General features: G+C 39.6%; 22 protein-coding genes and 1 pseudogene. 10 read left to right on the top strand and 13 right to left on the bottom strand.

What is annotated here, in order from left to right; translation table 11 throughout:
- Positions 1-52: 52 nt before the first annotated feature.
- The 4 genes from JQC92_RS08015 to phhA form a co-directional block, all read right to left on the bottom strand.
- Positions 53-1,039, bottom strand: coding sequence for a fumarylacetoacetate hydrolase family protein (locus tag JQC92_RS08015; RefSeq protein WP_204999163.1), 987 nt, complete (start codon positions 1,037-1,039; stop codon positions 53-55).
- A 117-nt stretch (positions 1,040-1,156) separates the two neighbouring features.
- Positions 1,157-2,707, bottom strand: a complete 1,551-nt coding sequence (gene tyrR, locus JQC92_RS08010; RefSeq protein ID WP_204999162.1) for a transcriptional regulator TyrR — start codon at positions 2,705-2,707, stop codon at positions 1,157-1,159.
- Positions 2,708-2,940: 233 nt separating this feature from the next.
- Positions 2,941-3,279, bottom strand: coding sequence for a 4a-hydroxytetrahydrobiopterin dehydratase (locus JQC92_RS08005; RefSeq protein WP_204999161.1), 339 nt, complete (start codon positions 3,277-3,279; stop codon positions 2,941-2,943).
- 28 nt (positions 3,280-3,307) lie between these two features.
- Complete coding sequence (phhA, locus tag JQC92_RS08000; RefSeq protein WP_204999160.1) at positions 3,308-4,102, bottom strand: phenylalanine 4-monooxygenase; 795 nt, start codon at positions 4,100-4,102, stop codon at positions 3,308-3,310.
- Positions 4,103-4,346: 244 nt separating this feature from the next.
- Between phhA and galE the strand changes: the two genes are divergently transcribed.
- The 3 genes from galE (at position 4,347) to JQC92_RS07985 (ending at position 6,399) form a co-directional block, all read left to right on the top strand.
- Positions 4,347-5,360 carry a UDP-glucose 4-epimerase GalE gene (gene galE, locus JQC92_RS07995; RefSeq protein WP_204999159.1) on the top strand — a complete coding sequence of 338 codons (1,014 nt, stop codon included), beginning with the start codon at positions 4,347-4,349 and terminating at the stop codon, positions 5,358-5,360.
- Between the two features lie 9 nt (positions 5,361-5,369).
- On the top strand, positions 5,370-5,876 hold the full coding sequence (napF, locus tag JQC92_RS07990) for a ferredoxin-type protein NapF (RefSeq protein ID WP_204999158.1): 507 nt from the start codon (positions 5,370-5,372) through the stop codon (positions 5,874-5,876).
- Between the two features lie 112 nt (positions 5,877-5,988).
- Positions 5,989-6,399, top strand: coding sequence for a bactofilin family protein (locus JQC92_RS07985; RefSeq protein ID WP_129946480.1), 411 nt, complete (start codon positions 5,989-5,991; stop codon positions 6,397-6,399).
- A gap of 11 nt (positions 6,400-6,410) precedes the next feature.
- Here JQC92_RS07985 and JQC92_RS07980 read toward each other — a convergent pair whose 3' ends face one another.
- The 4 genes from JQC92_RS07980 to cysQ are packed head-to-tail and all read right to left on the bottom strand — an operon-like array spanning position 6,411 to position 9,511.
- Positions 6,411-7,070 carry a DUF2982 domain-containing protein gene (locus JQC92_RS07980; protein WP_338049500.1) on the bottom strand — a complete coding sequence of 220 codons (660 nt, stop codon included), beginning with the start codon at positions 7,068-7,070 and terminating at the stop codon, positions 6,411-6,413.
- The gene (locus JQC92_RS07975; protein WP_239480467.1) at positions 7,060-7,800 is read right to left on the bottom strand and encodes an ElyC/SanA/YdcF family protein; all 741 of its coding nucleotides are present in this window, start codon (positions 7,798-7,800) and stop codon (positions 7,060-7,062) included. The genes JQC92_RS07980 and JQC92_RS07975 overlap by 11 nt, the downstream gene beginning before the upstream one ends.
- A 5-nt stretch (positions 7,801-7,805) precedes the next feature.
- Positions 7,806-8,711, bottom strand: a complete 906-nt coding sequence (gene mak / locus JQC92_RS07970) for a fructokinase (protein ID WP_204999156.1) — start codon at positions 8,709-8,711, stop codon at positions 7,806-7,808.
- On the bottom strand, positions 8,711-9,511 hold the full coding sequence (gene cysQ / locus JQC92_RS07965; RefSeq protein ID WP_204999155.1) for a 3'(2'),5'-bisphosphate nucleotidase CysQ: 801 nt from the start codon (positions 9,509-9,511) through the stop codon (positions 8,711-8,713). Before cysQ ends, mak begins: the two co-directional genes overlap by 1 nt.
- Before the next feature lie 395 nt (positions 9,512-9,906).
- On the opposite strand from cysQ, the gene JQC92_RS07960 reads away from it, so the two are divergent.
- A complete protein-coding gene (locus JQC92_RS07960; protein WP_239480466.1) occupies positions 9,907-11,220 on the top strand; it encodes a tyrosine-type recombinase/integrase in 1,314 nt (437 codons plus the stop codon).
- 19 nt (positions 11,221-11,239) lie between these two features.
- Here JQC92_RS07960 and JQC92_RS07955 read toward each other — a convergent pair whose 3' ends face one another.
- Both JQC92_RS07955 and JQC92_RS07950 read right to left on the bottom strand, forming a co-directional pair.
- Positions 11,240-11,521 carry a type II toxin-antitoxin system RelE/ParE family toxin gene (locus JQC92_RS07955; RefSeq protein ID WP_204999153.1) on the bottom strand — a complete coding sequence of 94 codons (282 nt, stop codon included), beginning with the start codon at positions 11,519-11,521 and terminating at the stop codon, positions 11,240-11,242.
- Positions 11,518-11,796: a type II toxin-antitoxin system TacA family antitoxin gene (locus JQC92_RS07950; RefSeq protein WP_204999152.1), complete on the bottom strand. Its 279-nt coding sequence runs from the start codon at positions 11,794-11,796 to the stop codon at positions 11,518-11,520. Before JQC92_RS07950 ends, JQC92_RS07955 begins: the two co-directional genes overlap by 4 nt.
- Positions 11,797-12,474: 678 nt before the next feature.
- Between JQC92_RS07950 and JQC92_RS07940 the strand changes: the two genes are divergently transcribed.
- From JQC92_RS07940 to JQC92_RS07920, 6 genes and pseudogenes are all read left to right on the top strand, one after another.
- Complete coding sequence (locus JQC92_RS07940; RefSeq protein ID WP_204999150.1) at positions 12,475-12,921, top strand: GNAT family N-acetyltransferase; 447 nt, start codon at positions 12,475-12,477, stop codon at positions 12,919-12,921.
- A gap of 334 nt (positions 12,922-13,255) precedes the next feature.
- Complete coding sequence (locus JQC92_RS07935; RefSeq protein ID WP_204999149.1) at positions 13,256-13,768, top strand: type II toxin-antitoxin system RelB/DinJ family antitoxin; 513 nt, start codon at positions 13,256-13,258, stop codon at positions 13,766-13,768.
- A 69-nt stretch (positions 13,769-13,837) separates the two neighbouring features.
- Positions 13,838-16,249, top strand: a complete 2,412-nt coding sequence (locus JQC92_RS07930; RefSeq protein WP_204999148.1) for an AAA family ATPase — start codon at positions 13,838-13,840, stop codon at positions 16,247-16,249.
- A 65-nt stretch (positions 16,250-16,314) separates the two neighbouring features.
- Positions 16,315-16,446: pseudogene (locus JQC92_RS22550) on the top strand (hydroxyacid dehydrogenase); the annotation flags it as partial.
- A gap of 231 nt (positions 16,447-16,677) precedes the next feature.
- Entirely contained in the window at positions 16,678-18,084 is a 1,407-nt protein-coding gene (locus JQC92_RS07925; protein WP_476739466.1) for an AAA family ATPase, read from the top strand.
- Positions 18,084-18,941, top strand: coding sequence for an HNH endonuclease (locus tag JQC92_RS07920; RefSeq protein ID WP_204999146.1), 858 nt, complete (start codon positions 18,084-18,086; stop codon positions 18,939-18,941). The genes JQC92_RS07925 and JQC92_RS07920 overlap by 1 nt, the downstream gene beginning before the upstream one ends.
- Before the next feature lie 268 nt (positions 18,942-19,209).
- Here JQC92_RS07920 and JQC92_RS07915 read toward each other — a convergent pair whose 3' ends face one another.
- The 3 genes from JQC92_RS07915 to JQC92_RS07905 all read right to left on the bottom strand — a co-directional run bounded on the left by JQC92_RS07915 (position 19,210) and on the right by JQC92_RS07905 (position 20,673).
- Positions 19,210-19,848 carry a helix-turn-helix domain-containing protein gene (locus JQC92_RS07915; protein WP_204999145.1) on the bottom strand — a complete coding sequence of 213 codons (639 nt, stop codon included), beginning with the start codon at positions 19,846-19,848 and terminating at the stop codon, positions 19,210-19,212.
- An 86-nt stretch (positions 19,849-19,934) separates the two neighbouring features.
- Positions 19,935-20,441: a hypothetical protein gene (locus JQC92_RS07910; protein ID WP_204999144.1), complete on the bottom strand. Its 507-nt coding sequence runs from the start codon at positions 20,439-20,441 to the stop codon at positions 19,935-19,937.
- A gap of 19 nt (positions 20,442-20,460) precedes the next feature.
- Positions 20,461-20,673: an acyl-CoA thioesterase gene (locus JQC92_RS07905; RefSeq protein ID WP_239480465.1), complete on the bottom strand. Its 213-nt coding sequence runs from the start codon at positions 20,671-20,673 to the stop codon at positions 20,461-20,463.
- Positions 20,674-20,778: the final 105 nt, after the last annotated feature.

Raw genomic sequence — 20,778 nt, 5'->3', positions numbered from 1 at the left:
CTAACAAAACGGGGCTAGAAAGCCCCGTTTTTATTGTCAAAATCTAATTAGATTATGCTTTGTATTCAACAACGGTTTGATCGATTGTGCCAAAGATACTGTTACCTTGTTCATCGTTCATTTCGATGCGAACTTTATCGCCAAACTTCATGAATGACGTTGCTGGTTTGCCGTCAGCAATCGTTTCTAGCATACGCTTTTCTGCAAGACAGCTCGAACCTGCACTGCGGTCATAGTTTGAAATGGTGCCTGAGCCAATAATTGCACCAGCGCCCATTGGTCGAGACTTAGCAACATGTGCGACAAGTTGTGCAAAGTTGAACGTCATATCAACGCCAGCATTTGGTTGACCAAATAGCTCGTCATTCAAATGCGTGATTAGCGGTAAATGAACCTTAGCATCTTGCCATTTATCACCTAACTCATCAGGTGTGATCGCCACAGGAGAAAAGCTGCTTGATGGTTTTGATTGGAAGAAACCAAAGCCCTTCGCTAATTCACCTGGGATCAGGTTTCTTAGTGATACATCGTTAACCAGCATCAGTAGCTTAATGTGCTTAACAGCATTATCAGCTGAAACGCCCATTGGCACATCATCAGTGATCACTGCGATTTCAGATTCGAAATCAATGCCCCATTCTTCGCTACCCAATTCGATATCAGCCTTTGGCGCAATAAAACTATCTGAACCACCTTGATAAACAAGCGGGTTTGTCCAGAATGTTTCTGGCATTTCTGCACCACGCGCTTTACGTACTAATTCAACGTGATTTACATAAGCACTGCCATCAGCCCATTGGTAGGCACGAGGTAACGGCGAATGGCATTTACTTTCATCGAAATCAACAGCATTGTCCATTTGGCCTTCATTCAATGCTTCATACAACTCTTGTAGTTGTGGCTGTAATAAATCCCAAGAATCCATAAGCTGTTGCATTGTTTGCGCAATAGCTGGAACCTCAACTGCTTTTGATAAATCACGGCTAACTAACATTAGTTGACCATCACGGCGGCCATTTTCATACGTTGCTAATTTCATGGAAACTCCTCAATTCTTTGCAGGGTATAGAGATACCCCAAAAGGGCACAAAAAGAAATAGTGTGAACAATGTCACACTATTTCTTTTTTCACTAATTCGTAAATCATATTTGCCAATTATTTCTTCTTGGTGATTTTGTAGTCACGAAGCTTATTAGCAATAGCGGTGTGCGAAACACCTAGTTTCTTTGCAAGCTGACGAGTGCTTGGATAAGCGGGATATAAACGTCTTAATAAGCTCGCTTCGAATTGCTTCATTGCATCTTCTAAGCTCCCTTCAAATTCGTTATCGAAATATCCAAAACCTTCAGCATAAGAAGGCAATTTTAATTGTTCTACTTCTAGTTCGTTACCGCCACTGTGCATCGACACGGCTCTAAAAATTGCATTTTTAAGCTGTCGAACATTTCCCGGCCATGCATATTTCAAAATAACATCTTTACAGTGAGCCGAAATGCGTCGTGTTGGACTTGATAGCTGTAAACTGTAATGTTCAAGGAACATTTCAGTTAGCGGAATAATATCAAGTTTACGCTCTCTTAATGCAGGAAGGTGATAGCTCAACACATTTATCCGGTAATACAAATCCTCTCTAAATGCACCTGATTGGCATAGCTCAGCAAGGTTTTCTTGAGTAGAACAAATGACACGGATATCAGCCCTGATCTCTTTATTTCCGCCAACTCGACGAAATGAGCCATCTTGAAGTACTCTTAATAATTTAACTTGAGCTGCGGCTGACATCTCGGATACTTCATCAAAAAATAATGTTCCGCCTTTAGCTTCATCGATGTAACCGCGCTTTACTGTCACCCCTTGTTCACAAAGCCCAAAAAGCTCTTCTTCTGCGACTTTATCGGGTAATGCTGCACAATTAACAGCAATGAAAGGTTGTTCACGCCTCATACTTGCATCGTGACTGGCTTTCGCCATGAGCTCTTTTCCTGTCCCCGTTTCACCAGTGATCAGTAATGGTGCATCTAATTGAGCCATACGCTGCGCCGTCTTTAAAACAGCTTTCATCTTGTCGCTAACCGCTAGTACAGAATCAAAGCCCGTAATTTGGTTTTGTAATGCATTGAACTGTTTGCCAACTCTTGCGGGTGATTTTAAAGAAACTACGGCACCAACGAGTACAGGCTCATCACCAAAATCCGAATCTTCTTGAGGTAAAAATAGAGGCAACATTTCCGCTAAGTAATCACTTTGGCCAATTTGCACTCTTGCCGCTTGAGCTAATACTTCAGGTTCTGACAACCAACGGCTAAAACTAAAACCATTTATCCATTGATTAAGTTGCTCACCAATCACTTCATTTTCGGGCGTTTCTAATACCATCAAAGCGGATTCATTAATAATTCTAATTCTCGCTTTAATATCAATTGAGAAAACTAGATCTGGCAAAGTAGTAAGAAGCGTTTTGAGAGCATAATGTTTTTGCTCTGAAGGCATAAAGGCAGCTGTACGAACATCGGTAACACCTTCAACTTTTCTCAATTGAGGCATTAACTCACTTAACACTTCAAAACCGACCTCGGCAAATTGAAGGTAAATAAAACCAAAATTACTGGCATCAATGGCAAGTAGGTTTATGCCATAACGCTCTAACACTTCAAGGATGTCTTTAGCGAGTCCCACACGATCGTTACAACTGATTTCCAGACGCATAGTTTGATATTCCCTTACATTTTTAGGGTAACTCTCTATCTCACCCACTTGTTAGCGTTGAATTTGAAAGAGTCCTAGAGCTAAAAAATGTCTATACGGTAGTGTTTTATACGTTGAGTGGCAAGTCTCGTTTACAGATATTTTGTTTACAAAAAAAAATAATCAACACATTAACTCAGTAACATGCTGATTATTTTATATAAAAGCTAGATTAACTATAGATAAATTACAGATTAACCAAACAACTGATCAGTTTTTGCTGCACAAACAAAATCATTTTTATGTAGGCCTTTAATCGAATGAGACCACCAAGTGATCGTCACTTTACCCCATTCAGTAAGTAGGCCTGGGTGATGACCTTCTTCTTCAGCCATATCACCAACAGTATTGGTAAATGCAATCGCCTGTTTAAAGTTTTTAAACTTGAATACACGCTCAAGTTGCATGATTCCATCACGAACTTCAACATGCCAATCTGGTACCATTCTTACAAGCTCTGCAAGTTCAGCATCAGTCACTTTAGGTGCATCACCATGGCAAGACACACACTTCATTTCAGATAATTCAGACATTGTTATTTTCTTTCCTTTAAATCAACGTTTAACTTGCCTTGGCTTTAGGCTCAAACTTTGGCGCAAAAAGGCCTAATTCACGTGCTTTAGCAACCGTGCCCATAATGTCCATTTTTGTAATTTCATCTAAGAAATCCAAATTTTCAATGACATAATAAATCGGTTGCATAATATCAATTCGATACGGTGTACGCATCACATTGAGTAAATCAAAATCATGATGTTCAGGCTTCTCACTCAACGAGTACATTGTTTCGCCCGGAGAACTTAAAATACCACCACCATAGATTTCATAGTTATTCGACTTTGACTTCATCAATCCAAATTCAACTGTGAACCAATACATTCTCGCCAGAAATACTCTTTCCTCTTTAGATGCAGCTAATCCTAGTTGACCATAAACATGAGAGAAGTGGGCAAAAGATGGGTTGGTTAACATTGGGCAATGGCCAAATATTTCGTGGAAAATATCCGGCTCTTGCAAGTAATCAAACTCTTCTTTTCTACGAATAAAAGTTGCTACAGGAAACTGTTTCGACGCCAGTAGTTCAAAAAACTTACCAAAACCGATTAGCGCCGGAACGGCTGCTGTTTTCCATCCAGTAGCATCAAGCAGTACTTTATCAATTTCACCAAGCTGAGGAATTCTATCTTTTGGCATATTAAGAGCATCAATCCCCTCCAAATACTCTTTACATGCTCGACCTGGTAAATTGACCTCTTGTCGAGCATATAACTGGCGCCATACATCATGTTCTTCATCGCTATAATGAAATAAACCTGATGCGTCAGGTTCATGGGAAATGTACTTTGTGCCTTTCATAGCTCTATCTTCTTATCAATATGTTATCTCTTCATACTGTGATATGAATCGTCGTTTGTTAACTCAAACCGCTGTTAAAATTGACTTACATCAATCAATATTTGTAAACCAAAGATTACAATTAAATTATTTTCCTTTCTATTTCTTAATGTTAGTCATTCCATCATTATTTGTTGATTTCTATTTAAAGTGAATAGAAGTACAATCTGAGATAGATAAATCGATAATAAAAAGGATGGTTTTAATGGCTGTTTTGGTCACTGGTGGAACTGGGTATATTGGAAGTCACACGGTTGTAGAACTATTAAATAATGGTGAAGAGGTCATTATTTTAGATAATCTATCAAATTCGTGTGTTGCGGTATTAGAGAGAATCGAGCAAATTACTCAAGGGAAGCAAGCGACATTTTATCAAGGTGACATTCTCAACAAGCCATTACTTCAAAAAATCTTCACAGATCATCAGATAGATTCCGTGATTCATTTTGCTGGCTTAAAAGCTGTGGGTGAATCAGTACAAAAGCCTTTGAAGTACTACGAGAACAACGTAACAGGCACACTTGTTTTATGTGAAGTGATGGCTGAATTTAATGTTAAAAATTTTGTGTTTAGCTCATCCGCAACTGTTTATGGCGACCCGGCATCTTTACCCATTAGAGAAGACTTCTCGACTGGAGCAACAAATCCTTACGGCAGCTCTAAACTTATGGTAGAGAATATTTTAGCTGACCTTCAACATGCCGATGATAGCTGGAATATCGCCCGTCTTAGATACTTCAACCCCGTTGGTGCACACGAAAGTGGCTTGATTGGTGAAAACCCTAACGACATTCCAAATAATCTAATGCCATTTATCTCACAAGTTGCAGTAGGCAAGCGTGAACAACTTTCTGTTTTTGGTGGCGACTATGAAACTCATGATGGTACAGGTGTTCGCGACTACATCCATGTAGTTGACCTAGCTGTGGGTCATTTGAAAGCACTGGACAAACTAAAAACTAATCCAGGTCTTGTTACATTCAACTTAGGTACAGGCACTGGTTACAGTGTAATTGATATGGTTAAGGCATTTGAAAAAGCCTGCGGTAAAACAATTAAATATGAAATTGTTGACAGAAGACCAGGTGATATTGCGGCTTGCTACGCCGATCCAACCAATGCACAAACAGAGTTGAACTGGAAAACTGTTCATACCTTAGAAGACATGGCAAACAGCACTTGGAAATGGCAATCACAAAACCCAAACGGGTATAAATAGAGGTAATTCATGGCAAGTGGTTTTAGCCAAAATAGACGTAGTTTATTTCGCCGTGGTTTAGGCCAAAAAAGAAATGACAGTGCAATTCGTCCACCATGGGTCAATCCTGAAATTAATTTTGTGGATGAATGCACTCGTTGTGATAAATGCATACCTGTTTGTGAAACGAGCATCATCTCTCGTGGTGACGGCGGTTTTCCTGAAATTTCATTTAAAAACGGGGAATGTACTTTCTGTCAAAATTGCGTAACTGCCTGTCCTGAAAACATTTTCGATACCACTCAAGAAGCGCCTTGGGATGTAAAAGCTTCGATACAAAATTCATGCTTGGCACACTCTGGAGTTTGGTGCCAAAGCTGCAATGACTATTGTGACGTTGAAGCCATAAGCTTCGAATATCGAGTTAACCAAGCACCTCTTCCTCAAATTAACCTCGACCTGTGTACTGGTTGCGGGGCATGTTTAGAACCTTGCCCCAATGATTCAATTTCATTTGCTAAAAAAAATACTCAATAATGAGTTAATCAACTTTAGAGATTAATCAAACCTGTCGCTAACTTACTTAGAATTGAACAATTAATCAGAGCAAGGTAATATCACCTTACCTGTACAAAATTAAAGCAGAACTATGTTTGGAAAAAAGAACGCTTCTTCTGAATTAACCTACATCGCTCAAGGGACAAAACTCACTGGTGAATCAATTTTTTCTGGTGATGCTCTAATTGGCGGCCATGTGGTTGGTAATGTATCTTCTAACAGTCATGTAATTGTCGAGTTAGAGGGGATTATTGACGGTGAGGTTAGCTGTAAAGAAATAAAAATATCTGGCAAATTCAAAGGGAAGCTTTTTTGCGAAAAGCTGATCATTACTGCGACAGGAATTTTTGAAGGCGAAGTCAATAGCGCAAGTATAGAAATTTTTGATGGTGGGCAATTTGTTGGCACTCGAATTAGTGCAAAACCAACGCACCAATCACTTGAAGAGCCTGCAACACACAATATAACGCCAAATATCACCCCGATTGAACAAGCTCAGTGATCAACTGAGCTTCACTTTCTTGCATTTTGCAGTTCTCTGATCAATTTAATGAACGCTTCTGGTTCTCTATCTAGACAATCTATAGGCATATACAAGTGATAACCCAAGTGTTCATCCAGCATCAAACACCTGCGACCAAACATCGCTAAAATCCCTCTGTAGCGTTCATCATTAACCGTCAACGGCATAAATTCATGATTTAGGTATGACTCTAGTGCTTCTTCGTTATTAGCTTGAGCGCCTGCTGTCATAAGTAGAGAACGTTGCTCAGTGAGCAGGCCAGTCGCTAACCTTGGCGAGACAGTATCCAAAACGGGATTAATCGCTTTGAGCTTAATTGCGACATAAGGCAACTCGATCAAACCAGTCCCTTTTGTCACTCTAGGAATATCAATGCGCTGAATATTATCCCAATGCACTTCAGTCGACCCACGTCGATGAAAATACTTAATACCTTCGCTATTTATCTTAAAGCTTACTTTAGGCTCAATTTGCTTGGCAATGCCTAAAATAAAGCAAACTGCACCACCAGCAAATAAAATTAATCCTTGTGCAAACCAACCACCATGAATAAACAGTGTAAACGCTAACAGTAAGCCAACAGCACCGATTAACGTGTATACCTGGCCATTTTCATTACCTTCAGGTGAAATTATTACTTCAGAGTTCACCAAACCAACCTTTTATATTAATCCAAGCCATACCAATGTATTCATGCATCGCCTTTTGGGCACTCAGTAAATAGTTTGCAGAGAGTTCGTGCCACTGCGTTGTTACCGCAAAATCTGTCGGAGCAGCTTGAGGGGTTAAGCCTTTATCTTTAAAAATACGCATGGCTCGTTTCATGTGAGTCGCAGAGGTCACTAACCTAAACGGGTGATTATCCAAAACACTTTTCGCGTACTCAGCCTCTTCAATCGTATCTTTAGCTAATGGGAATTGAATAATCCTATCTTTAGGAATCCCGAGCTCTTCAGCGGCTTCTGCAGATACTTCAGCGTGACTTCTAACCGAATGACCTTTATATCCAGACACAATTAAATAACAGTTATGACCAAGTTTAGTTTGACGTATCCCTTCTATTAATCGAGATAATCCGGTATTCGACAGCTGTTGAGTAGCTGGCAACTCCGTATAATCATTATGCCCACTTCCAAGCACCATTACATAACATTTACCGTTTATTGGTTTACTATTTACGGTAAAACTGGTTTCAAGCGGACTAACTAAATAAGTATGAGATAAGTGAGTACTCAAGAAGATGATACTCAAAAATGCTAAAGACAAAATCACCCGTGCGAATCTTGGTCGGTAAATAAATAACCAAGCAACACCAATTAAAATAGCAATCAATGACAGTGGCATTAAAAACTTTGATAGAATCTTCTTAAGAACGAACATGTTACTTATCCTTCAGATTTTGCCCAAAGCCAAGCTGCACCACGAACCCCTGACGAACAGCCAAACTCATTTTTTAGAACTGGTGTTTTACACTCTCGTCCTAAAACATAGTGTGGCAACAATTCAGGTAATTGCTTGTAAATCTCATCTACGTTCGACATTCCACCACCTAGTACGATGGCGTCAGGATCTAACACATTAATCAAATGCGCTAAAGCACGTGCAAGTCGGTCAAGGTAACGAGTAAATACCTCTTGAGCTAATGGCTCACCATCATGGTAGCGACTCATGATCTCAACACCAGATGTCACTTTTTTGCCATGCAAATTATAATCACGAACAAAGCCAGTACCACTGATGTAAGTTTCAATACAATCGTGATTGCCGCAAAAACATTGAGTTGATTGATGCTCGTCTTTTGTCATCCAAGGTAGAGGGTTGTGCCCCCATTCACCACCGATGCCATTACCGCCACCATGCACTCGACCATTTATAGCAATACCACCACCACAACCGGTGCCCAAAATCACTCCAAATACGAGCCCTTTTCCTGCGGCTACACCATCCGTTGCTTCTGAAACTGCAAAGCAATTGGCATCGTTTGCAACACGAACTTCTCGATTTAATAATTCGCTAAGATCTCTATCTAATGGCTGACCGTTTATCCAAGTCGAGTTGGCATTTTTAACAAGCCCTGTAAATGGAGAAATTACACCAGGAATACCAACCCCAACACTTCCCATTACTCCCAAAACGGATTCAGCTTCATGAACTAATCCAGTAATGGTATTCAACGTAGCCTGATATTCTCTAGGCGTAGGCAATCGCTTTCTGAAGACTTCTTTTCCATCACGTTCTAAGGCGATTAATTCTATTTTTGTTCCACCGAGATCAACACCAAAACGTACCATTAAACTTCTTGCTCCATATTGTATTCGCTGCAATTTTTAGAACGTGCTAAAAACAGAGGATTTAATATATTTTTCTTTTGATTATATAGTAAAGGCTCACTCGAATTGAGAAGCGTCACAGAACCACCAGCAGCAATAAGAACCGCTTGGCCAGCAGCTGTATCCCACTCACTTGTAGGGCCTAAGCGAGGATAAAGCTGGGCTTCACCGGAGGCTAGCAAACAAAACTTCAAAGAACTGCCGACTGACGCCACTTCATAATCGTTAAACTGCATTAAATAACCTGACATTTCTGGGCTTTGATGAGAGCGGCTTCCAACTATCGTCAGTTTAGATGGAGATAGATTACTGTCCGGTAAAGCGACGGTTTCACCATTTTCATCACACCACGCACCTAACGTTTCAATGCCATAAAAACATCGCTTTAAAGCTGGAGCATACACAACGCCGGCAATAGGTTTACCATGATGAATTAAAGCAATATTAACCGTAAACTCACCATTCTTATTGATGAACTCTTTGGTACCATCAAGTGGATCAATTAACCAATATTGCTCCCAGTCCTTGCGTTCATCCCAAGCAATTAATTCAGACTCTTCTGATAAGACAGGAAACCTGAAAGGAAGTTTATTTAAACCTTCAACAATTACTCGGTGAGCGGCTAAATCAGCAGCTGTTACAGGAGTTTCGTCCGTTTTTATCGAAATAGCAACGTCATCATGTTGATAATACGCCATGATGGCATTTCCAGCATCGACTGCAATTTCACAAACTTGTTTGAGTTGCTCAAGAGTTAACATAATTCAATGCAACACACTGTTTTTTAAAGTTGTGGGATTATGCCATTAAACAATGAGAAGGAAAACTGAGCATACGTATTCAAACGATGAAAAGGTGCAATGTTCTATTGATGAAGAGAATGGTCTCCCCACAGGAAAGGGCTTTGTCGTTTAATCAATTTTAACCAAATTTAATATTATTATTTTAATCATAACGTTATAGTGGTTTTGTCCAAATTTCGATTAACGAAATATAACCAATTTTAATTTTATTTAATCTCTATGGTGGAACATAGGCGGCACAGGATAAGTGCAATTAAGCATAACTGAAAAGACTAAGCCTTCTAATGCTTACCCAAGATTTATTTGATAAAACAGGAGGTAACTGAATAACACTGAAAGAAATGAGTATTGTTATGTCAGAAACTTCATTCACAAAGCGCAGTTTCGAGCAGATTAAACAGCAAGCAAACCGATACCGAATTTATGATTCAGGTCATCGAGATTCAGTTAATGGACTTTATCTGGATGTTTTACCATCTGGCAAAAAAGTATTCCGCTTTCGGCGCAAAAGGCTTGGTAAAGACATAACTGTAACGATTGGTCATTTCCCTGATATTACAATCGAAAATTGCCGTAAAATGGCTCTAAAATATTCAACTCAAATCGCTGAAGGTCATAATCCAATTGATCTTAAAAGATTAGAAAAACAAAAGCTCAAACTGGAAGAAGAACAATCAATAACGATTGGCGAGCTGTATCAAGCTTACGTTGAAGAGTTCAAAATCAAAATTCGCTCTGGTGAGCGGAGGAAAAAATCACTCAATGATGCAGATTCCATGTGGCGAAATCACATTAAAGCTAAGCTTGGGAAGTTAAAATCAGAATCTTTCACTCATGCAGAGGCTGAAAAATTTCTTAAGTTACTCGTCATTCGTACTTCACCTGCAGTTCGAAATAAATGCTTAACGCTATTAAAGTCTGTCTTTCGCGATCAGCCTGAAAATCCATTTTCAAAAATAAAAAAATATGCCGGTACTAAGCGAGAGCGAATTCTTTCAGAAAATGAAGTGAAATCCTTACTCAGTGCGTTAGAAGAAGAAAAGTCGATTTATCGTGATGTGGTGATGATGTTGTTACTCACCGGGCAACGTAAAGGCTGTGTGTTTAGTATGGAATGGGCTGAAATCGACTACCAGAATCAACTTTGGATAATACCTACTTCAAAAATGAAAGCGAAGAAACCTCATGCTGTTCCGCTAACTAAAGAATCGTTATCGATTCTTGAAAGAAGAAATCTGGAAGCTAAAGCTGGTGAAAAATATGTGTTTCCAGCCATCACAGCAAATAACAAACACATTGTGGAAAAATCCGGTAAAGGCAGTTTCTGGTTTAGGATCACTGAAAAAGCAGGGCTTCGCAGTGAAACAAAAAGTGATAACGTCACAATCCACGATCTCAGGCGCACCATAGCCAGCTGGAGTGTAATGCGTGGTGGTAACCTCCAAGTAACCAGCAAACTCCTTGGTCACAGTGATATTAGTATTACTGCAAGTACCTATGCGCATTTAGATGTTGAAAGAGTAAGGGCTGAGCTTGATGTGACAACCGCTAAATTACTTGGTTCAGAGCCACAAGCAACAAGGCTTGAGTTCTTGTTAAAAGAAATAAATAAACTATCGCATGAAGAACTTTTAGTCTTGTACCAGCATATTGACGAAATGCTTTAATTGAGCGACTTAGAATTTGTTATTCAGCTCTAGGAAACTTTTGTTTTTGATGTAGTACTCGAAGAACCTGAATATCATCATTTTGGATATCATAAGAGACAATCATGGACACTTCAGGAATAATAAGTAATCGACCTCGAATACCATCACGTTGAACGCCCATAAGCGGTTGCTCAATGAGATTCTCAACCTTTTTTTCAATGATCTCATCGGTCTTCTCTGCGGCAAACGGGTTTACTTCATACAGAAACTCAAAAATCGCTTCACGATCATTTAGCGATTCTTCTTCCCAGTAAATCATGATTTATTCCGTATCTTTGCTTTACGCATAGCCATACTACTCTTCGCTTTATCATGGGAAACAAAAACAGCTTGGCCTGAATCCATTTTCTCAAAGGCTTCATTCACCTGCTCAGTTAGCCACTCATCATGAGACATCGCTTTTCTCTGCTGTTCAGCTAGTTGTTCAGTAAGTTCACGGCAAGCGTCACTTAAAGTTCGGCCTTGGCTTTCAGCCATCAGTTGAGCTAAGCGTTTAACCTCTTCATCAACACGAAATTGAATTCTTGTATCCATAACATTACCCCTTCATATTGTACGTACAAATGTTAGCACTGAGAGGCTGTATCCACAACATGGAGATTGACTAAGAGTTACATATCAATGAAGTGTGTTGGTAAATTCTATTCTTTAAAAAATCATCAATATCAGATTGACGGTACATAACTATTCTCCCTACTTTGACATACTTTAAGGGGTACCTGCCCGTACAACGCCAGACACTCAAAGTTCCAGTTGTAACGCCTAATAAATTTGAGACTTCTAAAGGAGAAAGTAGCTTATTCATGAGAATCACCTTCAACGTAACTTTATTAAAGTTGATTAAATATACGCTCACTTTTTCTTATTGAGAAGATCGGCAAGATGCCAAAAAGTGCCATCTTTCTCGACACAGGGTTAAGGACGACATCTTGAGGAAAATAGAATTTATGTCAGAGGGCAACTGCTCTCACCCGTCCAACCCAAGGGGATTGGACAAGAGTACTGTTACCGCTACTGTTACTGCTACTTCTACTGCTACTATGTTTCAAAACTTAATTGCTAACCTAGTTATTCACAAGCTATAAGGGTTTCGAAACCCTTTCATTGATTTTAATCATTAAAAAAATCCATTCTTTACCTTTCATCAACCCATTGAAAATATACCTATTAGCCCAATATCAGTTGAGCAATAAACAAAAAAGGACGTCATTAATGAAAATTAATCTTAGGGATATTACTAAAGACAATTGGGTTGACATGATTGAGTTAGAAATAACCAAAGAACAAGAAGATTTTGTTGCGTTCAACTCTGAGTCAATTGCTGCATCAAAATTCCATGACGATTATGTTAACCGAGGTATTTATCTTGACGATGAGCCAGTAGGCTTCATCCAATATTATCCAAATTTACCAGATAACAAACCAAACGAAATCTATATTGACCAATTGATGATAGACATCAGTCATCAAGGTAGAGGATACGGTACTAAAGCTGTCGATCTTGTTTTAAAAGAGATTAAGCAAATTCCTCAGTGCAATGTCATCTCGATTTGTTATGTTGAAGGCCATGATGTAATGAAAGGTTTCTTTGAACGTTTTGGTTTTAAAGTTGTTGAACAAGATGAGTTTGATGAAACAATCATGGATCTGCATTTTTAATGCTGAACATAGTTTGCAACTCGATTTTGCCCCTAAATCGGTTGGAACTTTTGATCTAACGTGTTTTAGATAAGCAAATTTATATTAGAAGAGCTAATGGGTTAGCGATAAGTTTTTTGTACTAATTAAGGAGTTAACCAATTGGCTTGGCGAACAGCAAAGCTTTGGAGGTTTAGTCGTAATAATGCAAAAGATAAAAGTTTTGGGTGTCCACACTTTACTTTGCAATCACCAAACCAATTTCTTCTCGCTTTTTTGACCCAAGCACTCGCCACTACAAAGCAAACTCGCTAAAATACAAAGATTACAATTTGTTGTAGGTTTTGTGATTCATATGAAAGCAGCTAAGATAGCCCCTCAACTACTTGAAAGAGCCGCGAACATCTTTGCTGAGTTGGGCTTACCGTTTGAGCAAGCCATCAACGTATTTTTAGCAAAATCAGTTCAGGCCAAAAGTTTCCCGTTTTCTGTTGCCCTTAAAAATGAAGAAAAGGCAAAGGGGGCCTCTCACAGTCAAACACCGCATAAAATCAGCAATGCCGAGATAACCGAGGCAATCCAAGACCTAGTTGAACACTCTCTACCACAGAGTGAAATAGAAAACCTCACGCAGCTAACCTATTGTTGCAACACCTTTGGGTTGTCATTCCCCGTACTCAAGTTGGCTAAATCAACACGACCAGAAGACATACGCAGTGCAGCCAAAGATGCCAAAGAGCGAAACCGCTACTCCACCACTAAAGTGGCCCAGCGAGATGAAAAAACCTACGTTATTTGCACCCAATGGACCGACAGGCACCGCAATGCGTTTTGTCGTTGGCAAGCCATCTTTAGCAATGAATCATAGTAACTCATCTAAAGAGCAACCAAGCATCTGATTAACCACAGGCAACCTAGAACAATAAGGAGATCTATAATGCTTAAGAAAATCCAGCATATTAAGAAGCTTGGTGTTTTCAAAGACTTCAGTTGGGATTGTGAAGTTAAAAACAAAGGTGGTGCCGTTCAGAACTTTGTTGATATCAACATCATCTATGGTCGCAACTATTCTGGTAAGACCACACTATCGCGTATTGCGCGTGCTCTAGAGACAGGCGCTTTATCAGACAAATATGGCTCGCCATCGTTCCAGCTAAAATTTTCTGACAAATCAGATGTAACACTCGCAACCTTATCTACCCATGATAGGAACATTCGCGTATTTAACGAAGATTTTATTAAAGAGAATCTACGGTTTATCACCAATCCAGACGACAGCATTGAACCATTTGCCATTTTAGGTGATGACAATAATAAGATAGAAAAAGAGATCGAAGCTCTTGAAGCGGAACTGGGTTCTAGTGTTGAAGGACAAGAAACGGGGTTGTTTGCCGACAAAAAGCAGGCCACCTTTGCATACAACAATGCCTTTAGCACTCATAAGAAGGCGAATGATAGCCTAGAAAAACAACTGGGTGATAAAGCGACCAACAAAAACATCGGCATTAAATATAAGCCTGAGCGTTTTGGTGACCAAAACTACACCATAAAAAAATTAAAAACTGATATCACGACAGTAAGCGCTCCAAATTTTCAGATGTTAAATTCAGAGCAAGTGGGCGAGCACGAAAAGCTGATTGATGAAAAGGTTTTGCCTGCAATACCTAGATTTTCTTCACCTAAGCTAAGTTTTTTTAGCTTGGCACAGCAATTGGAAACGCTGATTACCAAGCCCATCAGTGAGTCTGATAAAATTCAGATGTTAGTCAAAGATGCAGTACTTAACCGCTGGGTAAATGAAGGTCGTACTAATCATCGAAATAAGCATGGAAAGTGCGCATTTTGTGACAATGAAATTTCAGCTAAACGATGGACTGAGCTTGATAAGCACTTTGACGAAGAATCTGAGCGATTAGAAAAGTCAATTGATGCGTTACTTTCTAAGATAGAAACCGAGAAAAAGACGGTTAATGTCGCACTCATCATTGATCAATCAGTTTTTTATTCTAAATTTCATTCACAACTAACAGCCTTGGGTTCCAGGTTAAAAGCTTCAACCAAAGACTATCAGCTTGCTTTAGATAACCTAACCAAGCAGTTGAAGGCACGTAAAGGTGACATTCTAAATGCTAAAGAATATGAGAGCCCCGCTGATTGCGCTGAAACATTAACGCAAATCTGGCAGGAGTATAGTGACCTTTGCGCTCAATCAGAGTTATTTAGCAGCTCATTATCTGGAGAACAAACAAAGGCTAAAGCTGACTTGCGATTAAAAGAAGTCGCTGACTATTTGCTTACGATTAATTACCAAACACAGCTAGACTCAATTAAATCCTTAAAGCAAAAGAGGGATGAGGCTCAACAAGCACAGGCGACTATCAATGAGGACATTACCAAAAAACAAGCACAAGTTACGGCGAAGAAAGGTGAACTGAACGACGAAGAAAAAGGGGCTAAAAAGGTAAATGAATACCTGAATAATTTTTTCGGGCATCAGTTCTTAACGTTGGAGGCTAAAAAAGATGAAGGACCAACGCAGGACTCCAAGCGCATTCGATTTGAAGTGAACCGTGACGGAAAGAAGGCTTATCACCTTAGCGAAGGTGAATGCAGCTTGCTGGCATTTTGCTACTTTTTGGCCAAGTTAGATGATGTTGCAACCAAAGACTCAAAACCCATTATTTGGATTGATGATCCTATCTCGTCGCTCGATGGTAATCATATTTTCTTTATTTATAGCCTGTTAAATGCAGAAGTTGTCGAGAAGGGAAAATTTGCACAGTTATTTGTTTCAACACACAACCTTGATTTTCTTAAGTACCTGAAAAGATTGAAAGATAATTATATCAACACTGAAAAAAAGAAGGTTGATTGTCAAAAAGCATATTTTGTTGTGGTTAGACAGGGTACAAAATCTACCTTACAGGTCATGCCATCATACTTAAAAGAATATGTGACTGAGTTTAACTACCTATTTCATCAGATCCATAAATGTGCCTCTCTTGATGCCATCGATGATACCAACTACGTAACCTTTTATAATTTTGCCAACAATGCAAGGAAGTTTTTCGAAATTTACCTGTATTACAGATACCCTGATCAAGGCATGACCCCAAGGACTCTTAGTGTATTCTTTGGTGAAGATAGTATTCCGGCAGTCTTAACAGACAGGATTAACAATGAGTATTCTCATCTGTCTGGAGTCTTTGAAAGGGGGGCATCCCCTGTTGAAGTTCCAGAAATGCAAACGGCCGCTAGACAAATCATTGAACGACTAAAGCAAGATAGCGACCAATTTACTTCATTGATGAAAAGTGTTGGTGAGGCAGTTGAGTTGGAAACCGTATGATCTGGGATACTGACTCAGCATTCATAACTAGTAATGTACGAGGCTGAACTTATGGCAGATAACAGCCCACAGCCTCTCAAGGGGAGTTTGTTCTCCTTACAAGTGCTGACAGTCAAACCCGTGTAGAGTGCCGCTTTGAATCAGACACCTTGTTGCTGTCACAAGCTGCGAAGCAAGCCGTTGTACAGGCTAACTCTGCTGATAGAAGGCGATACCACCAAAACAACTCAACGACCTACAGATAATAGCAAGTTATGTTGAGCTGATTTTTAACATGATGAATAAAGGTGCAACTCAACACCACAGCGGAGAGTGACATGAATATTGTTATAGTCCCAAGAAATCAGAGGATTCCCCCATCTGGAGTTAGTACCGCCTATCTTCATATTGACCGCTGGAATGATTTTTCATTCGTTACGATGTTTTACTTGTCACTGTTCGATGAGAAAGGTGCTCTTCACGAAATCGGAAATATCAAAATTGGTTTCCAAGGACAAACAACGGATAAATCAACCTACGAAACATTAGATTCAGTATTTCAAACGCTACCCGATGGATATTTTTCCATTGGCATGGATGTTGACTACTATAAGAAAATCTCAAAACTATCAGCGCCCATTAAGAGCTCATTACTCCATGCGTTAAAGGATATGGCTCAAACTCCTGACCTCATATCGCTAGCTCAGGACGAAGAAGTATTTAGGACCTCTTTACTAAGAGATGTCAGTTTATCTGTGATTAAGGGACAGTTCACACGAGTACTTGAAGGCAGAAACCCACTCACTAATTTCGAGTTTAAGTTTGGAAGACCTCCTCAAACCAAAATGTCTGGTATTGATTTAGCATTTAAAGTGAAAGTTGGAGAAAAGCCGAGTACGAACATTCATGCTCTTATAGGTCGAAATGGTGTAGGGAAGACAACTATTCTCAACGGCATGATTGAAGCAGTTACTAGTCAAGGGCAATCAGAGGATAAGTTCTATGACATTGAGGGGTGGAGAGAGACCCCTATCAATACAGACTACTTCAGTAGCTTAGTGTCGGTATCCTTTAGTGCATTCGACCCTTTTGAGCCTCCTAGAGAACAACCCGACCCATCCAAGGGAACATGTTATTTTTATATAGGACTAAAAAAAGAAGGGGAGTCACTTAAAGGGTTAAATGATATCCATGAAGACTTTCTTCACGCCCTAAAGTCATGCTTTAGTCAAGAGTCGAAAAAGCATAGGTGGCTACAAGCCATCGATACACTCGAATCTGATGAAAACTTTGCAAATATGGAGCTGAAAAGCCTCGCTGAATACTCAGGTGATGTACTAATAAGAAACGCACGAAAACTAATAAAAAAAATGAGTTCTGGCCATGCTGTCGTGTTGCTAACAATCACGCGTTTGGTGGCTACGGTGGAAGAAAAAACACTAGTGTTAATTGATGAACCAGAGAGCCACCTTCACCCTCCCTTACTTTCTGCATTCATTAGAGCATTATCAGACCTCCTCCTTGATCGAAATGGCGTCGCAATTATCGCAACACATTCTCCGGTTGTACTTCAAGAGGTTCCCAAAAAATGTGTCTGGAAAATCAATCGTTCTAGATTGGTGACGGAACCACGCAGGCCCGCCATTGAGACATTCGGCGAAAACGTAGGCATTTTAACAAGAGAAATATTTGGCTTGGAGGTTGTTAAATCAGGTTTCCATGATCTGTTAGTCAAATCAGTCAATACTGGCGATTCGTATCAAAAGATAGTGGATGACTATCGTGATCAGCTTGGTGTTGAAGCAAGAGCATTACTAAAAGCCCTTGTTGTGTACAGAGATCGGAGTAAACACTGATGCTAAAACTTACACAACCAGCTTATGCTTATGCTGATGCGCTTGCTCTCTGCCGAGATGGGATAACAGGTAACATAGGGTTACTCCAGAAGGTAAACAATGCGACCCAAGCTCTACAGGCACAAGCTCAAGCATATGAAGCTTCTGGTACCACTGGTGAGCTATTTACAATTCAACCTCTACAAACTCAAGATGAGGATGACCCTATTGTTTTAGGGCTACTCAAAAAATCTGATTTGATTAAGCTATATGGTAATTATCTGGTGGGGAAAAAGAAACCAGCTCGAGAAGTATATGATGCTTTGATGCTTGCCGCTGATGAAAAATGCCCATTTTGTGGTGGAATCGGACGACCTCGAAACTTGGACCACTATCTGCCTAAGGCTCACTTTCCTCAGTTTTCGATAGTACCAGTAAACCTAGTGCCATCATGTCGAGATTGTAACATGGATGGCAAGGGGGAAGGTTTTGCAACGACAGAAGCAGAACAAGTTATACAGCCCTATCTAGACGACGATCGCTTCTTCAATGAGCAATGGTTACATGCTCGGTATCTTCCAGGTGATGGGAATGAACCAGGTGTTATAGAGTACTTTGTTTCTCCTCCTGACTACTGGGAGCCTGCACAGAAAAAGCGAGTAGAAAAGCACTTTAAGGACTTTGAACTAGCCTTGAGATTTTCTAAAGAAGCAGGGCCTCGACTAGTAGTATTAATGACTCAATACCAAGCTCTACTTGACAATCAAGTAGATGAAGCAACAAGTAAGAACATCATTTTTCAGAGTGTCATCAATACATCGCCATTTATTAACCATTGGGAAAGGGTCATGTGCGCTACGCTAATGTTGGAGTTGTGATTATGCACCAAATTTTACCACCTAAACTCAGCATTACTGAAAGGAGACTCAATGAACGACAATACCCCACAAGCTCCGCATAATGAATTCGTCTTGTTTACCAGTGCAGATGGCACAACTCGTGAGAGTGGGGACAGGCATTCTTTTTGACATAGATACCTAAAGTTATTCGCTTTGAAAATTGCATTTTTCATACAAAATCTAATGCGACTGTGCTTGGTATAATCAAAACGCAAAAATGTTAATTCTCCAAAAGCTTGCCAGAAACCTAAAATCTTATCTCGATCAAAACCGCCAGAATTGAGTTGCTTTTACTGAGTATTTTCAATTCTGAGCTCCCTTCCGAGTTCTCAAGCTTCACGGCAAAATTGCCTTTATCGTACTCAAGCAATTGTTTGATATAAAGTGCATCATCTATTTGAATCAAGGCGAAGCGCTTATCTTCTGGTTTTAACTCAGGCTCGAACACTAATTTGGCGCTGTTCGACAATAAAAAGTCTAATTCAAAGCCGCCTTCTTTTGCGTCAATAACAAAAGCGCTGGCACTGACTCGATCTTGTACTGAAAGGTACTGATTGAAGTCTGCTGTTTTGCCTTCTAAAAATGGAAGAATTTGTTTTTTGCTAATGACAGGAATATCAATATTACCCGACGGCAATGCGTCGTCAGGTTGATGACCGAAGATCAACCAATCGACAGAGACATTAAAATGTTCACCGATAGTATTGAGCATTTTTCTCGATGGTATGGCTTTGCCGTTTAACCAATTTCCAGCACCTTTATGGGTGATCTCAAACAATTCAGATAACAAGGTGATCCTACCCATGTTCTTGGGAGGAAAATTATGACGATCTAACAGCTGATTTAGACGTTGACTGAATTTAAGTTTGCTATCCGTAATTGGCATTTATTACTACCGCATTAAGACCATTTATTCGATGATTATTACATAAAAAGTACAAAATTCGATAGTAAGGTGAGCAGAGTTTAATCTTAGTTCAAGTTTGTTATTGGAATGATATTGTCGGAACGCTGAAAGTTGGCAATACTTCTAAGCCGTTGTAAGTAACTATCTATAATAGTTTTATTCATGATTAACAGGGAGGGAAAGCTGGCATTCGTGCTATCCGTTGCTAACCCTAAGTATTCTTTAAAGTTACCGCAAGAGCGGCCAAAACTTATCCCATGGCAGATTTTAAATTCATTGCGAATGCCTACAACATTTGTTTCTTCTTTAGAAGTGCAATAAATGTCATTCCAGCGAACGATCACTGATTTTTCATGATTGCGCTCAAAGCGATCATGTCCAGCTCGTAACAGTGGGCAATGATCGATAAGCTTATCTTTGACATAAACATCGTACCAATTTGGGTTACTGGAATGTGTTATTTTTCTATCGCCATATTCGTACAAATAGAACATATAAGAGCACCCAAACTCGTATTCTAATTCTGCAAATATTTGTTCGAAAGTTTCAGCGATATTAATGATGGAGGCCACTTTAACCACCTATTGATGGTTAATTTTCGCTAAGAGCAATAATCTCTGGTGGCGTTCTAACTGGACGACGAGTTTCGCAATTAATGAAAGCGAGTGTCTCAATTGCATTAGAAACGATTTTTTCAACTTCATTCTTGGTGACGTTATATTCTAAGGTGCAAGTTGTTTTGCCAATCTGTTTGACGTTAACCTTTATATGTAGCACGTCATTAAAGCTGACTCTTCTACACAAATATTATGGAAATTGAACTTATTATCGTTTCGTTGATCTGATCAGTAAATTACACTAGATAAGGCAACGCATCATGTCAATTTTCAACCAAGATCTATGGTCAAA

The sequence above is a fragment of the Parashewanella hymeniacidonis genome (assembly GCF_016900895.1).
Classification (GTDB): domain Bacteria; phylum Pseudomonadota; class Gammaproteobacteria; order Enterobacterales; family Shewanellaceae; genus Parashewanella; species Parashewanella hymeniacidonis.
The sequence above is the reverse complement of the archived record's forward strand: the minus strand, read 5'-3'. Positions and strand labels throughout refer to the sequence as shown.

Excerpts from the sequence above, each read along its gene's own strand:
- JQC92_RS08015 (WP_204999163.1), bottom strand. The coding sequence starts at position 1,039 with ATGAAATTAGCAACGTATGAAAATGGCCGCCGTGATGGTCAACTAATG.
- tyrR (WP_204999162.1), bottom strand. The coding sequence starts at position 2,707 with ATGCGTCTGGAAATCAGTTGTAACGATCGTGTGGGACTCGCTAAAGAC.
- JQC92_RS08005 (WP_204999161.1), bottom strand. The coding sequence starts at position 3,279 with ATGTCTGAATTATCTGAAATGAAGTGTGTGTCTTGCCATGGTGATGCA.
- phhA (WP_204999160.1), bottom strand. The coding sequence starts at position 4,102 with ATGAAAGGCACAAAGTACATTTCCCATGAACCTGACGCATCAGGTTTA.
- galE (WP_204999159.1), top strand. The coding sequence starts at position 4,347 with ATGGCTGTTTTGGTCACTGGTGGAACTGGGTATATTGGAAGTCACACG.
- napF (WP_204999158.1), top strand. The coding sequence starts at position 5,370 with ATGGCAAGTGGTTTTAGCCAAAATAGACGTAGTTTATTTCGCCGTGGT.
- JQC92_RS07985 (WP_129946480.1), top strand. The coding sequence starts at position 5,989 with ATGTTTGGAAAAAAGAACGCTTCTTCTGAATTAACCTACATCGCTCAA.
- JQC92_RS07975 (WP_239480467.1), bottom strand. The coding sequence starts at position 7,800 with ATGTTCGTTCTTAAGAAGATTCTATCAAAGTTTTTAATGCCACTGTCA.
- mak (WP_204999156.1), bottom strand. The coding sequence starts at position 8,711 with ATGGTACGTTTTGGTGTTGATCTCGGTGGAACAAAAATAGAATTAATC.
- cysQ (WP_204999155.1), bottom strand. The coding sequence starts at position 9,511 with ATGTTAACTCTTGAGCAACTCAAACAAGTTTGTGAAATTGCAGTCGAT.
- JQC92_RS07960 (WP_239480466.1), top strand. The coding sequence starts at position 9,907 with ATGTCAGAAACTTCATTCACAAAGCGCAGTTTCGAGCAGATTAAACAG.
- JQC92_RS07955 (WP_204999153.1), bottom strand. The coding sequence starts at position 11,521 with ATGATTTACTGGGAAGAAGAATCGCTAAATGATCGTGAAGCGATTTTT.
- JQC92_RS07950 (WP_204999152.1), bottom strand. The coding sequence starts at position 11,796 with ATGGATACAAGAATTCAATTTCGTGTTGATGAAGAGGTTAAACGCTTA.
- JQC92_RS07940 (WP_204999150.1), top strand. The coding sequence starts at position 12,475 with ATGAAAATTAATCTTAGGGATATTACTAAAGACAATTGGGTTGACATG.
- JQC92_RS07935 (WP_204999149.1), top strand. The coding sequence starts at position 13,256 with ATGAAAGCAGCTAAGATAGCCCCTCAACTACTTGAAAGAGCCGCGAAC.
- JQC92_RS07930 (WP_204999148.1), top strand. The coding sequence starts at position 13,838 with ATGCTTAAGAAAATCCAGCATATTAAGAAGCTTGGTGTTTTCAAAGAC.
- JQC92_RS07920 (WP_204999146.1), top strand. The coding sequence starts at position 18,084 with ATGCTAAAACTTACACAACCAGCTTATGCTTATGCTGATGCGCTTGCT.
- JQC92_RS07915 (WP_204999145.1), bottom strand. The coding sequence starts at position 19,848 with ATGCCAATTACGGATAGCAAACTTAAATTCAGTCAACGTCTAAATCAG.